The organism is Accumulibacter sp., assembly GCF_029255125.1.
Taxonomy (GTDB): domain Bacteria; phylum Pseudomonadota; class Gammaproteobacteria; order Burkholderiales; family Rhodocyclaceae; genus Accumulibacter.
The window spans coordinates 41,591-55,708 of the sequence record NZ_JAPUVR010000140.1 but is presented as its reverse complement, the minus strand read 5'-3'; the positions used below and the strand labels follow the sequence as shown (position 1 = coordinate 55,708).

At 63.0% G+C, this 14,118-nt stretch carries 11 protein-coding genes; 9 read left to right on the top strand and 2 right to left on the bottom strand.

Annotated elements, in window-relative coordinates:
• The first annotated feature begins 58 nt into the window (after positions 1 to 58).
• A complete protein-coding gene (locus tag Q1L59_RS15665; RefSeq protein WP_300333955.1) occupies positions 59 to 1,750 on the top strand; it encodes a phosphoethanolamine--lipid A transferase in 1,692 nt (563 codons plus the stop codon).
• Positions 1,751 to 1,771: 21 nt separating this feature from the next.
• On the opposite strand, the gene Q1L59_RS15660 is transcribed toward Q1L59_RS15665, so the two are convergent.
• Positions 1,772 to 2,737, bottom strand: a complete 966-nt coding sequence (locus Q1L59_RS15660) for a patatin-like phospholipase family protein (protein ID WP_300333953.1) — start codon at positions 2,735 to 2,737, stop codon at positions 1,772 to 1,774.
• 209 nt (positions 2,738 to 2,946) lie between these two features.
• On the opposite strand from Q1L59_RS15660, the gene Q1L59_RS15655 reads away from it, so the two are divergent.
• The 8 genes from Q1L59_RS15655 (at position 2,947) to Q1L59_RS15620 (ending at position 13,578) form a co-directional block, all read left to right on the top strand.
• Positions 2,947 to 4,122 carry an acetylornithine transaminase gene (locus Q1L59_RS15655; protein ID WP_300333951.1) on the top strand — a complete coding sequence of 392 codons (1,176 nt, stop codon included), beginning with the start codon at positions 2,947 to 2,949 and terminating at the stop codon, positions 4,120 to 4,122.
• Between the two features lie 9 nt (positions 4,123 to 4,131).
• The gene (gene argF, locus Q1L59_RS15650) at positions 4,132 to 5,055 is read left to right on the top strand and encodes an ornithine carbamoyltransferase (RefSeq protein WP_300333949.1); all 924 of its coding nucleotides are present in this window, start codon (positions 4,132 to 4,134) and stop codon (positions 5,053 to 5,055) included.
• A gap of 51 nt (positions 5,056 to 5,106) precedes the next feature.
• Positions 5,107 to 6,336 (top strand): argininosuccinate synthase, encoded by a 1,230-nt coding sequence (locus Q1L59_RS15645; RefSeq protein ID WP_300333946.1) that lies wholly within the window; start codon positions 5,107 to 5,109, stop codon positions 6,334 to 6,336.
• A 19-nt stretch (positions 6,337 to 6,355) separates the two neighbouring features.
• Entirely contained in the window at positions 6,356 to 6,565 is a 210-nt protein-coding gene (locus Q1L59_RS15640; RefSeq protein WP_300333944.1) for a DUF2788 domain-containing protein, read from the top strand.
• A gap of 18 nt (positions 6,566 to 6,583) precedes the next feature.
• Positions 6,584 to 7,078 carry a YajQ family cyclic di-GMP-binding protein gene (locus Q1L59_RS15635; protein WP_300333942.1) on the top strand — a complete coding sequence of 165 codons (495 nt, stop codon included), beginning with the start codon at positions 6,584 to 6,586 and terminating at the stop codon, positions 7,076 to 7,078.
• Between the two features lie 38 nt (positions 7,079 to 7,116).
• Positions 7,117 to 10,128, top strand: a complete 3,012-nt coding sequence (locus Q1L59_RS15630) for a DEAD/DEAH box helicase (protein WP_300333941.1) — start codon at positions 7,117 to 7,119, stop codon at positions 10,126 to 10,128.
• Between the two features lie 224 nt (positions 10,129 to 10,352).
• A complete protein-coding gene (locus tag Q1L59_RS15625) occupies positions 10,353 to 12,428 on the top strand; it encodes an EAL domain-containing protein (RefSeq protein WP_300333940.1) in 2,076 nt (691 codons plus the stop codon).
• A gap of 91 nt (positions 12,429 to 12,519) precedes the next feature.
• Positions 12,520 to 13,578 carry a GGDEF domain-containing protein gene (locus Q1L59_RS15620; RefSeq protein ID WP_300333939.1) on the top strand — a complete coding sequence of 353 codons (1,059 nt, stop codon included), beginning with the start codon at positions 12,520 to 12,522 and terminating at the stop codon, positions 13,576 to 13,578.
• 94 nt (positions 13,579 to 13,672) lie between these two features.
• On the opposite strand, the gene Q1L59_RS15615 is transcribed toward Q1L59_RS15620, so the two are convergent.
• Positions 13,673 to 14,056, bottom strand: coding sequence for a hypothetical protein (locus tag Q1L59_RS15615; protein ID WP_300333938.1), 384 nt, complete (start codon positions 14,054 to 14,056; stop codon positions 13,673 to 13,675).
• Positions 14,057 to 14,118 lie beyond the last annotated feature (62 nt).

Genomic DNA, 14,118 nt, shown 5'->3' with positions numbered 1-14,118 from the left:
CGCAACTTCGGTCGGCGACTTAAGCGAACCTTCAGGCGCTCAGCGCAAGATGAGCGGCATGCTTCTCAACTTTCGCCTCGCGCGCGTCACACGCGGCGCTGCCAACGACCGACAGCGCCGCTCGCGTTTCACGATTCCGGCCAGCGTCGAGGGCGTCCTGCTCGTGGCGAGCGTGTTCTGGGCGCTTACCGCCAACCGTTCGTTCTTTTCCGCAGCCGTGCAGGACCGCCCACTCTCCGACGTCCACACCTGGGGCTTCGCGCTTGCCCTCGGCGTGCTGCTCGTGGCCATCCACTTTCTGCTCCTCGCGCTGGTGACCAATCGCTGGACGGTGAAGCCGCTGCTCGCCGTGCTGATCGTCGCGACAGCAATCGCCGCCCACTTCATGCAGAGTTACGGCGTCTATCTCGATCCGTCGATGCTACGCAACGTCGTGCGCACGGATGTCGCTGAAGCACGCGAGCTCGTCTCCTGGGGATTGCTGCCGCCGCTCGCGGTCTATGCCGCGCTGCCGCTGATCCTGCTCTGGCGTGTGGACATCGTCCGGCGGCCCTGGCCACGCGCGTTCGGTATACGTGCAGCCGCAGTGCTGCTCGCTGCGGCAACGGCGGCGGTCGCTCTGCTGCTCGTCTTCCAGCCGCTGTCGTCGATGATGCGCAAGCACAAGGAAGTACGCTACCTGATCACGCCGGCAAACTACTTGTGGTCACTGGCCAGCGTGGCCGGCAGCGATGCGCGCGGCGCCGCGCTGGCACGCCAGCCGATCGGCCTCGACGCGGTCCCCGGCGCGAGTTGGGCAACGCGCAGCCGGCCGCTGTTCGTCGTCGTCGTCGTCGGCGAGACGGCGCGCGCGGCCAACTGGGGGTTGAACGGCTACCAGCGGCCGACGACGCCGGAACTCGCCGCTTTGCCGTTGATCAGTTTCCAGCAGGTGACAAGCTGCGGGACGAACACCGAGGTATCGGTCCCCTGCATGTTTGCCCCGGTCGGCCGGCGCAACTACGATGCGGCGCGCATCAACGCCAGCGAGTCGCTGCTGCACGTCCTGGCGCGCGCCGGTGTCGGCGTGCACTGGCGCGACAACCAGTCGGGCTGCAAAGCCGTTTGCCAGGGTCTGCCGACCGACTCGGTCATCGCCCTCGACCCGCCCGGCCTGTGCGCAGCCGGCCGCTGCCTCGATGCCGGATTGCTGCACGGTCTCGACGAACGACTGGCGCAAGCGGCGGGAACGCAACTGCTCGTCCTCCATCAGATCGGCAATCACGGCCCATCGTACTTCCGGCGCTACCCGGCCGAATACGCTCGCTTTACGCCAGCGTGCGAGAACGACGACCTTGGACGCTGCACGCGCGAGGAAATCGTCAATGCTTTCGACAATGCGCTGCTCTACACCGATCACGTCCTCGCCAGCCTGATCGGCAAGCTGCAGGCGCACGCCGAGCGCATCGACGCGGCGGTCGTTTATGTTTCCGACCACGGCGAGTCGCTCGGCGAGAACAATCTTTATCTGCACGGCATCCCCTACGCCATCGCACCGAGCGAACAGACGAGCGTGCCGATGTTCGTCTGGTTGTCCGCCGGCCTGCGCAATTCCGCCGGCATCGACCTCGCGTGCCTGCAGCAGCGCGCGCAACAGCCGGCCAGCCATGATCATCTGTTCCACTCGCTGCTCGGCCTGCTCGATGTGCGCACGGCCTTGTACGAGGCAGACTGGGATGTTTTCGCCGGCTGCCGCGCGCGACCCGCCTGAGCCAGCAGCCGCCCCTGCGGCCTAGCCGAACCGGGCCTCTGCCTCCTGCAAACCAAGCTCGAAATAGCGCTTCTGCGCGCTGCTGTCCTTGAGCGAGATCGTCATGCTGGCGAGATCCTTCGGGCGCAGAATGTGCAGCGGCTTGCGATAGTAGCGCTTGCCGCCAATCTCGGCGCTCGCCTGGCCGAGCACGGCGAGCATCTCATTGACCAGCGCTGCCTGCGTGAAGATGTGCGCGTTCGGCAGCGTGAGTTGCAGGTCGCTGACCAGCAGATGCGTGTCGATGCTGTTGAAGGGCAGGATGAACGACTTCGATCGATAGAGCTGGTCGAGGTCGCGGTGATAGTCGTAGTCGGTAAAGTCGACCGCGATGATCTCGTCGACCTGGTCGTCCTCGAACAGTGTGCGCAGCGGCGTGTTGTCGAGGTAGCCGCCTTCGATGTAGTAGTCGCCGTCGATGGTGATCGCCTTGAAGTAGGGAATCGTCGTGATGCCGGCAAGAAAAGCGTCCATGAACCGGTCCAGACTCGCTTCGTCCACGCTGCGCAGGATTTCGTTGACGTTGAACGAGCGCGCCGCGCGCCGGGTGAGATTGGTCGCCCGGATGTCCCAGCGCACTTCGGCCAGATGCTCGGCCAGTAGTTGGCGGCGGTGGCTGTCGTCGAGCAGCAGCGACTTGCGGCAACTGTCCTTGTCGACGCTGAACAGGTGCGTGCCAGTGGGCAGCAACTGCGGGCGCAGTCCGAGGAAGTTCGAGAAGATGTGGAAGATGTCGGTCACGTTCAGCCGCACGGTGCGCGTCAGCACCGGCGGAAGTTCTTCCTGCTGCCAGTCCCAGAGCAGGTAGTCGATGACGATGTTGTTGCCCGAACTGGTCGACGCGATATGGACGACCGACTGGCCGTGCCGCTTCAGCCAGACCAGCACGCCTTCCGTGTAGAAGCTGCGATAGCCGCCGCCCGAGGCGACGAAACCGTATCGGGTCATGATCCTTTTCTCCCTGTCGTTGTGGTTGCGGCGGCCGTCGGGCGGCGCCGAGACACGCCCAGTTTGCCACAGGCGGACGCCTTCGTGCTGGCCTCCCAGGGGCGCGCCAGCGCATGACATGCCAGGAGTTTTCCCGTAGAATCCATCTTCTTGTTATCCGGCGGCGCAAGCCGCCGGTTCCGTTTCCAAGCCTGTGCAATGGGTAAGCCATGTCTCACCTGATGAACACTTATGCACGTTTGCCGATTGCCTTCAGTCATGGCAATGGTAGCTGGGTGACCGACAGCGAAGGCAAACGCTACCTTGATGCGCTATCGGGAATCGCCGTCAACACGCTGGGCCACAATCATCCGCGACTCGTCGCTGCAGTTGCCGAGCAGGCTGGGCGCTTACTTCACGCCTCGAACCTGTTCCGCATTCCCGAGCAGGAACGGTTGGCCGACCGCCTGTGCGAGCTGTCCGGAATGAAGGAGGCGTTCTTCTGCAACTCGGGCTGCGAGGCGAACGAGGCAGCGATCAAGCTGGCACGTTTTCTTGGCCACGAGCAGGGGATCGACAGTCCGGCGATCGTCGTCATGGAGCGTGCCTTCCACGGCCGGACGATGGCCACGCTGTCGGCCACCGGCAACCGCAAGGCACAAGCCGGATTCGAGCCGCTCGTCTCGGGTTTCGTGCGCGTGCCGTACAACGACCTCGAAGCGATTCGCGCCATTGCCCGGCACAACAAGAAGGTCGTCGCCGTGATGCTCGAAATCATCCAGGGCGAAGGCGGCATCAACCTTGCCGACCACGCTTTTCAGCGTGGCTTGCGCGCGCTCTGCGATGATCGCGGCTGGCTGCTGATCTGCGATGAAGTGCAATGCGGCATGGGCCGCACCGGAACCTGGTTTGCCTTTCAACACGCGGGCATCGTGCCGGACATCGTGACCCTCGCCAAGGGCCTCGGTGGCGGCGTCCCGATCGGCGCCTGTCTGGCCACGGGCAAGGCCGCCGGGCTCTTCCAGCCGGGTAACCACGGCTCGACCTTCGGCGGCAACCCGTTGGCGGCAACTGCCGCCTTGACGACGATCGAGGTCATCGAGCAGGAGGGCCTGATCGCGCACGCGGTGAGCGTCGGCGAACAGATTCGCCAGGGTCTGGCGCGCGCGCTGGCCGGCCAGCGCAGCGTCGTCGATATCCGCGGCCAGGGACTGATGATTGGCATCGAACTCGACCGCCCGTGCGGCGAACTGGTCACGCGCGCGCTGGCGGCTGGCCTGCTGATCAACGTCACCGCCGACAAAGTCGTTCGCCTGCTGCCGCCGCTCACCTTCAGCAACGAGGAGGCGCAGGAACTCGTTACCCGCCTGGCCGCTTTGATCGGCGAATTCCTTAGCGTTCCCTAGAGACCCGTCATGACCAGCGTCAAACACTTTCTTCGGTTCAACGATTTCGCACGCGACGAGTTTTCCTACTTGTTCGAGCGTGCCGCCTGGATCAAGGCGCAATTCAAGGCCTACCGCAAGTACTGGCCGCTTTGCGACAGAACGCTGGTGATGATTTTCGAAAAAGCGAGCACACGCACGCGCCTGTCGTTCGAGGCCGGCATGCAGCAGCTCGGCGGCTCGGCGATCTACCTCAACAGCCGGGATTCGCAACTGCAACGCGGCGAGTCGGTCGAGGACGCGGCGCAGGTGATCTCGCGCATGAGCGATGTGGTAATGATCCGGACGTTTCAGCAGGCGATCATCGAGCGTTTTGCCGCCCACTCGCGCGTACCGGTGATCAACGGACTGACCAACGAGTATCACCCCTGCCAGATCCTGGCCGACATCTTCACCTACATCGAACACCGCGGGCCCATCCAGGGCAAGACCGTTGCCTGGATCGGCGATTCGAACAACATGTGCAATACCTGGCTGCAGGCTGCCGAGGTGCTCGATTTTCACGTGCGCGTGTCGACCCCGCCCGGCTACGAAGTCGAAGCGACCACCGCCGGCGTCGCGGACACCAAGCATTTCGAACAGTTCGCCGATCCGCTGGAAGCCGCACGCCAAGCCGACCTGGTGACCACCGACGTGTGGACCTCGATGGGTTTCGAGGCGGAAAACGAACAGCGTCGACGCGACTTCGCCGATTGGCAGGTCAACGGCGAGATGATGCGCGCCGCACAGCGCGACGCGCTGTTCATGCATTGCCTGCCGGTGCACCGTGGCGAAGAGGTCACCGCGGAAGTCATCGACGGACCGCAAAGCGTCGTCTGGGATGAAGCGGAGAATCGTCTGCATGCGCAGAAGGCGCTGCTCGAGTATCTTCTGCTCGGCCGCGTCGCGCTTTGACCCTTTTGCCCATCGTTTGACAACTTATTGAATCGAATCGTCGGAACGACCATGAGCCAGATCAATAAAGCGGTACTCGCCTACTCGGGCGGCCTCGACACCTCGGTCATCCTCAAATGGCTGCAGGACACCTACCAATGTGAGGTCGTCACCTTCACGGCCGACCTCGGACAGGGCGACGAACTCGAAGCAGCGCGACCAAAAGCGCTGCAATTCGGCATCGCACCGGAGAACATCTATATCGATGACCTGCGCGAAGAGTTCGTGCGCGACTTCGTCTTTCCGATGTTTCGCGCCAACACGCTCTACGAAGGGGAATACCTGCTGGGCACCTCGATCGCCCGTCCGCTGATTGCCAAGCGGATGATCGAGATCGCCAATCTGACCGCGGCCGAGGCGATTGCACACGGCGCCACGGGCAAGGGCAACGACCAGGTCCGCTTCGAACTCGGCGCCTACGCCCTGCGGCCCGACATCCGGATCATCGCGCCCTGGCGCGAATGGGATCTCCTCTCGCGCGAGAAGCTGCTCGCCTACGCCGAAAAGCACGGCATCCCGGTCGAAATGAAGCACCGATCGGGTGGTTCGCCGTATTCGATGGACGCGAACCTGCTCCATATCAGCTACGAGGGCCGGCACCTCGAGGACCCGGCAGCGGAGGCCGAGGAATCGATGTGGCGCTGGACGGTATCGCCGGAAGCAGCACCCGACGCCGCCGAGTACGTTGACCTCGAATTCGAACAAGGCGATCTGACCGCGATCAACGGCGAGCGGCTACCGGCACACGAGTTGCTCGCCAGGCTCAATCGACTGGGCGGCAAACACGGGGTCGGACGGATCGATCTGGTCGAGAACCGCTACGTCGGCATGAAGTCGCGCGGCTGCTACGAGACCCCCGGCGGAACGATCCTGCTGCCGGCGCACCGGGCGATCGAGTCGATCACGCTCGACCGCGAAGTCGCTCATCTGAAGGACGATCTGATGCCGCGCTACGCCAGCCTGATTTACAATGGCTATTGGTGGAGCCCTGAGCGGCGTGCGCTGCAGGCGCTGATCGACCACACGCAGCAGACAGTGAACGGCTGGGTACGCGTCAAGCTCTACAAGGGAAACGTCATCGTCGTCAGCCGCGATTCGAAGACCGATTCTTTGTTCGATTCGACGATTGCCACCTTCGAGGACGACGCCGGCGCCTACGATCAGAAGGACGCTGCCGGTTTCATCAAGCTGAACGCCCTGCGCATGCGGATTGCGGCCAAACTGGCGCAGCGCAAGCGCTGAACGGAGGCAGGCTCAGTCGATGTTCGGACTGACGGAAGAGCAAATTGCCGATTTTGGCATGACCTTCGGGGTCGGTGCCTTCATGCTCTTCATGCTCTTCATCATCGGCGAAATCGCCTGGAAGGCAAAGGCGGGCAAGCTGGGAACGATCATCCTCTTCTTCGTTCTCGCCTTCGGCATGATCGGCTTCATTACCAAGACGATCCTGGAAAAGATGTGGAAAATGTGAACGACGAGGAAACTTGACATGCCTTCATTCGATTTTTCGTCGGAAGCCGACATGGCGGCGCTGCACAATGCAATCGACGTTGCCCGACGCGCGATCGACAACCGCTACGACTTCAAGGGCACGAGCGCCAAGGTCGAGCTGAACGAGAAAGACCGGCTGATCACGCTGTTCGGCGATTCCGAGTTCCAGCTTGGCCAGATCAAAGACCTTCTCTTCCCGGCGATGGAAAAGAAGGAGAAGGAGAGCACCAAGCGGCTGGATGATCTGCCGGTGCAGCGAATCTCCGGCAACAAGGTCAAGCAGGAACTGAAAATCAAGGTCGGCATCGACTCCGAACTGGCGAAAAAGATCGTCCGCCTGGTCAAGGACTCCAAACTGAAGGTACAGGCTTCGATTCAGGGCGAGGCCGTGCGTGTGAGCGGCGCCAAGCGTGATGAACTGCAGGCGTGCATCGCCCTGGTGACCAAGGCGATTGCCGACTTCCCGATCAAATACGGCAACTTTCGCGACTGACGGCCGAGCTCATCGCGCGACCACAGCAGGGGACGGGCATGTTCGATAAACCGGACAAAGGGGTCGCCAAGATTGAACAGTCCAGCCCCGGCGCGCTCTCGTGGACCGAGGAGTTGCGCCGCGTGGCGATGGCGGTCAGCAAGAAGGACCGCGGCGCGCCGGCCGCACGGCAGCAGTTGTTCTACCTGCTGCACTGGACGAGCGATGGCAGTGGCTTCGGGGTTACTGTGCACAAGGGGCGCGAACCGGAAAGCGCCGACGAACTGTGGAACATCGACCGCGCGCTGAGCAAACCACCGCGCTTCGTCAGCGAAGACGACCGGCTGATTCTCGCCTTGCTCTGGGCCGAGCGCTCGGTCGATACCGGATTGCGCGCCTTCAGCCTTGGCCCACAGCACGGCCCGGAAGCGCTGCAGCGGATGGCAAAGAGCGAACGTCTCTGCCGTTGGGACGATTTCTCCTGCCTGACGCTCGCCGACGCGCGGCCCGCCCGCCTGCGCTGGCGGAGCAACGAACACGGGCAACAGGTTCCGGTACTCGAACCGCGACCGCCAGCCAGCCTGATCATTCCGTGGACGGCGCCCTGGTACCTTGACCTGCAGACAAGGCAGCTCGGGCCACTCGCGGTGGACGGCAACCCGGATCTGGTCGCCCGGATCTTTTGCTTGCCGCCGCTCTCGCCAAGCGCCGCGGCGCTGGTCGGTGAAGTGCTGACCGAGCCGGCCTCGCCGCTCCCCGGGGCGCGGCCGGTGGGCAGCACGCGGATGCGCGTCATTGTCGACCAACCGCTCGCGCTGCTGCGCCTGGAAACGGTGAGCACGCACGGCAACCGCAACTGGCGGGATTACTGCGCCAGTTTCGCCGGCGGTCCGTTCGACGTTGCACTGCCGGTCCTTCGTTATGGCGACGCCGAAGTCAAGCCTTACGACGCGCGCGATTTCATCACTCTGGAGAGCGGCGAAACGGTACGCATCGAGCGCCGTGTCGAGGTCGAGCAGCGTCTGATGCAGGCGCTGGCCGACGCGGGGCTGGAAAAGATTCCGGGTTATGTCCTGAATACCTTTGGCAAACCACCCGACAATGCCTATGGTCTGGCCAGCGAGGGCGCCTGGCCGCTCTTCATGCACGAGGACAAGCACCACTTGCAGGCTGCCGGCTGGCAGGTCGACTTCGCCGACAGCTTCCGGCATCGTCTGCTCGTCATCGAAGCGTGGACGGCTGAACTCGTCGCCGGTGACGATGGCTGGTTCGAGCTCGACATGGGCGTCATCGTCGAAGGCCAGCGCCTGCCGCTGGCGCCGTTGCTGGCCGCGCTCTTCCGGCGCGACGGGCGCTGGCTCGACAGCAGCTTGTTGGCCCAGATCCCCGACAACGAACTGATCGAACTGACCACCCCGGCCAGTCAGCGCCTGCGCGCGCCAGCATGGCGGCTAAAGCCGCTGGCGGCGACGCTGATTGACCTCTTCGAGGGTTTTTCCGGTGGCACCAGACTGCAGCTTTCGCGTTTCGACGCCCCCCGCCTGAGCGAACTGAACGACAGCAGCCGCTGGCAGTTCCACGGCCAGGGCGACCTCCTGAAGCTGGCCGAACAACTGACGGCAGCGCAGGGGATTCGCCACATCACGCCGCCAGCCGGACTTGGCCTCGATTTGCGCCACTACCAGATGGAAGGACTCGCCTGGCTGCAATTCCTGCGCGAACAAAAGCTTGCCGGAATACTCGCCGACGACATGGGGCTCGGCAAGACAGCCCAGACGCTGGCTCACCTGCTGCTGGAAAAGGAAGCCGGGCGACTTGATCGGCCGGCCCTGATCATCCTGCCCACATCGCTGATCTTCAACTGGAAGAACGAAGCTGCGCGCTTCGCGCCCGGTCTGTCGATTCTGTCGCTGCACGGCCCAGGACGCAAGGCGCGCTTTACCGAAATCGGCGACCACGATGTCGTGCTCACCACCTACCCCCTGCTCTGGCGTGACGCTACCGAACTGACCCGCTACAGCTATCACCTGCTGATTCTCGACGAGGCGCAAACGGTCAAGAACGCGCGCAGCCAGGGGGCCGAAGTCGTGCGCCGACTCACCGCGCGGCATCGCCTTTGTCTGACGGGAACGCCACTGGAAAACCATCTCGGCGAGCTGTGGAGTCAGTTCGACTTCCTGTTGCCTGGCTTCCTCGGTACTTATCCGAACTTCAACAAGTTCTGGCGGACGCCGATCGAAAAGCAGCAGGACAGCCAGCGGCGCGACCTGCTGGCGCGCCGCGTGCGACCGTTCATCCTGCGCCGGAAGAAGGAGGATGTCGCGCGCGAGTTGCCGGCAAAAACGATCATCGTACGTAGCGTCGAACTGGTCGGTGGCCAGCGCGACCTGTACGAAACGGTACGCATTGCAATGGACGAGCGCGTGCGCGAGGAAATTGCCAGCAAAGGTTTCAACCGTAGCCAGATCGTCATTCTCGACGCACTCCTCAAGCTGCGCCAAGTCTGCTGCGATCCTCGCCTGGTCAGTGCGAAGTCGGCCCAGAAGGTCAAGGAGCGTGCCAAACTCGAACTCTTGATGACGATGCTGCCCGAACAGGTCGAAGAGGGACGCAGGATTCTGCTTTTCTCCCAATTCACCAGCATGCTCGCCCTGATCGAGAAGGAACTGCGCCACGCCGGCCTCGACTATCTGATGCTCACCGGTGAAACCAGGAACCGGGAAGAGCAGGTGGAGCGCTTCCAGTCGGGTGAGGTGCCGATATTCCTGATCAGCCTGAAGACCGGCGGAGTCGGGCTCAACCTGACCGCTGCCGATACGGTCATTCATTACGATCCTTGGTGGAATCCAGCGGCAGAAAATCAGGCAACCGACCGGGCGCATCGGATAGGCCAAGACAAGCCGGTTTTTGTTTACAAGCTGATCGTCGCCGGCAGCATCGAGGAAAAGATCCTCGCGCTCCAGGAACGCAAGGCCGAGCTTGCCGCACGAATTCTCTCCGCCGATCGTGAGATCGATGCGAAGTTTGGCAATGAGGACATCGCGGCGCTCTTTGCACCGTTGCCCGGCTGAAGCCCTGAACGGTTGAGGGCAGCACCCGGCTTGCCCCGCCCCCATCTCTCAAGTTCCCGAGTTAAGGACCGTTAACCGTAAAGCGCGTGCGCAACCCAACGGTTGGGGGCGAGTTCGCGCGCACCGTTCCATGCGAAAGTCAGATGGGCAACCAGCGGAAAGCAATTTCAGATGCGCCGGAAGAGGTATCACGGGAGCAGCCGGCAGAACACGCACGGCCTTCCGTGCTGATTGTCGATGACGACCAGGTCATGCGCCTGCTCGAACGCGAGACCTTGACTCGTTTTGACTTCGAGGTCAGCGAAGCGATCGACGGTCAGTCCGCGCTTGACATGCTGGCGAGCGCCATACCCAGCCTCGTCCTGCTCGACGTTGAAATGGCGGGCCTCGACGGATTCCAGGTCTGCCGGCGCATCCGCGAAAACTGGGACGCAACCGATCTGCCGATCGTGATGGTCACCGGCATGGATGACCTGAGGTCGATCAACCAGGCGTACATGGCGGGCGCCAACGATTTCATCGCCAAACCAATCAACTGGCCAATGCTCGGCCACCGAGCGCGCTATGTGGTGCGCTCAGCGCAGGCGGCTCGCCGCTTGCGCGCACTCGAGGAAAAGCAGGCAGCGATCACACGAGCCATCCCGGACATGATCTTCGTCCACGACGCACAAGGGCGCTACCTCGACTTCAAGCCCGCCTTCGGGCAACAGCCTTTCGTTCCTCCGGAAGACTTTCTCGGCAAGCACCTGACGAGCGTTCTCCCAACCGATGCCGCCGAAGTCATTCAGCATGGCATCGAGCGCGCGCTGGGCCGGCAGGGACTGCAAGCGGTGAACTACAAGCTGCCGATGCCTGACGGGCTGCACCACTACGAAGCGCGCATCGCACCGAGCGGCGAGAATCAGGTGGTGATCGTCGTACGGGACATCACCCTGCAAAAACTGAACGAAGAAAAGGTGCGTCGCCTGGCCTACTTTGACGCGCTGACCGGCATGCCCAACCGGCTGGGCTTCCTCGAACGTCTGGAGGGCGAATTACTCCGCGCGCGCCGCAGCAGCCGACCACTCGCGCTTCTCTTTCTCGACCTCGACGACTTCAAACGGATCAACGACACGCTGGGCCACAACGCCGGCGACTACCTGCTGCAGGCAGTAGCCGATCGGCTGAAGCAGAAGCTTCGCCCGGGTGACTTCGTTTCGCGCCCGGCGCTCGATCAGGTTGGCGCGCAGTTCGCACGCCTCGGGGGCGACGAGTTCACCGTCGTCCTGCCCGGGGTCGACGACACGCAGGTCATTACACCGATTGCCGAGCGCATGCTGGCCCTGCTCAGTCGCCCATTCGTGATCAGCGACCAGGAAATCACGGTGACTTCCAGCATTGGCATCGCAACCTTTCCCGAAGACGGCGACGACGCCGCCTCGCTGCTCAAGCACGCCGACACGGCAATGAATCACGCCAAGGCACAGGGCCGCAACAATTGGCAAAAGTACAGCAAGGCGCTGACCAACCAGGCAATGACCCGCCTGGCGCTGGAAAACGATATGCGAAAGGGCCTCGAACGCGACGAGTTCTGCCTGTTCTACCAGCCGCAAATTGGCGCCACCGATGGTTCGGTCGTCGGGGTAGAGGCGCTCATTCGTTGGCGCCATCCAGAGCACGGTCTGGTCTCGCCAATCGACTTCATCCCCGTCGCCGAAGAGAGTGGCCTGATCGTTCCCATGGGTGAGTGGGTGATTCGGAAAGCCTGCCTGCAGGCGATGCAATGGCAGCAGCGCGGCGTACCGGCACCACGCATCGCGGTCAACGTCTCCGCCCGTCAACTGCGCGGAAGCGATTTCATTGGCCGCGTCGCAGCGATCGTCGCCCAAACCGGGATCAGCCCGGAATGCCTTGAGCTCGAACTGACCGAAAGCATCCTGATGCATGCCGAGGTGCGCCGGGTCGAAGGATTGCTCCGGCTGAAGGCGCTTGGTGTTCATTTCGCAATCGACGACTTCGGCACCGGCTACTCGTCGCTGTCCTACGTCAAGCGGTTTCCCATTGGCATGCTGAAGATCGATCAGAGTTTTATCCGTGGTTTACCGCATAATGCGAACGATGCAGGCATCACGACGGCGATCGTCGCGATGGCCCGCAGCCTTGGCCTGGAAGTGATTGCCGAGGGGGTGGAGACCCAGGCCCAGGTCGAGTTTCTGCGCCATGCGGGTTGCCACAAGATGCAAGGCTATCTGTTCAGTCGCCCGCTTCCCGAGGGCGAGATCGAGCGCGTGCTGCAGGCCGGCCGGATGGTCCTGGCATGAGCTGGCGATGCCCTGAGGCGCTCGCTTCGATGCTCGCCAGGTACGCAAAACAAGCGACGGAGAAACGGGACGGAAAAAAGGGGAAGGGGAAATGAAGTATCGCCATGACACGGTGCAAAGCGCCGAGTACTTGCGTCTGGCCGTCAAGCGTATGGCCCAACAGGCGGCCGGCCTGCATCCGGCAAGTTATGCGATCTGGTACGAGTACGTTGCCGGAATCAATCCGGATCTGCGGTCGGCGATCGACGCGTATCTCCAACGTGGTGAGCGCCTCGACGATCGGACGACGTACGCCCTCTATGCGAAGTACGTCTCGGCACTGGATGCGCAGACTGCCCAGCGGATAGGCGATAACGTCACGCAACTGGTCGATCAGGTTTCGGCATCGGCGGTCGAGGCGGGCAATCAGGCTTCGCGCTTCGGCGACTCGCTTGAACGCTGGAGTGGCGAACTGCTGGAACCGCCGGGGCCGCGGAGTCAATTCAGCCTAGGCGTCGAGGATATATTGCGCGGAACGCGCGAAATGCAGTCGGCAATCACTACCCTGCAGGAACGGCTCGAGCAAAGCACGCGCGAGGCGCAACAGTTACGAAATGACGTTGCGCGTGCGCGTGAAGAGGCCTTGCTCGACCCACTGACCGGGCTGACCAACCGACGTGGCTTCGACCTGGCAATTGCCGCCGCCGCCAAGGAAGTGGAAGCCGGCGCCACGCCGGGACCATGTCTGTTGATGATCGATCTGGATTCGTTCAAGCGTCTGAACGACACCTACGGCCATCCATTTGGCGACCGGGTATTGATCAAGGTAGCTGAGATCTTGCGGGCAAACGTCAAAGGCAAGGACACGGCTGCACGCTACGGCGGCGAGGAATTCGCCGTACTTCTGCCGCAAACCCCACGCGGTGGCGCTGTCGGCCTGGCCGAGGCGCTGCGCGCCATGGTCGCCTCGAGTCGCGTCCGACAAAATGGCAAGAACGAGACCTGGGTGGGGAATTTCACCGTATCGATCGGCGTCGCCGACCTCGTGCCGGGAGAGTCGGCAGCCGACCTCGTTGCGCGCGCCGACCGCGCCCTATACACCGCGAAAACTCAGGGACGAAATCGCGTCCAGCTAGCAACACGCCCAACACCCGTGCCGACCACCGACTGACGCCGCGACCGGGCAAGAGGCGAGCTTGGCAACGCCCGGCCGCAGCGCGGGGTAAACCCGGAGCCAACCGGTCTCCCCCGCCCTATGCTGCGCCCTACTTGCCGACTGCAGCCTTAGCCTTGTCAGCAGCCTCCTTGGTTGCGTCGGCGGCCTTGGCCACCGCCTCCTTGCCCGCTTCCTTGGTTGCCTCGACCACTTCCTTGGTCTTTTCAGTCGCCGTAGCGGCTGCCCCAGCCGCGCTTTCCTTGGCGGCAACCGCGACATCCTTTGCCGCCTCCTTGGTTGCAACCGCGGCGTCCTTGGCCGCCTCCTTGGTTGCCACGGCGGCTGCCCCTACGGCTTCGCCAGCTTTCTTGGCCGCGTCTTCAGCCTTTTGTGCCGACTCCTTGGCCGCGGCTTTGGCGGCATCTTCCTTTTGTCCACACGCCGACGCGGCCAGCGCGAGCAGGGCGGATAGGACAAGCAGGCGAATCTTCATGATTTGTACCTCCGAAAATATATGGGGATCGGGAACTCGTCAGGACGCTTCGCCCCGGAGCG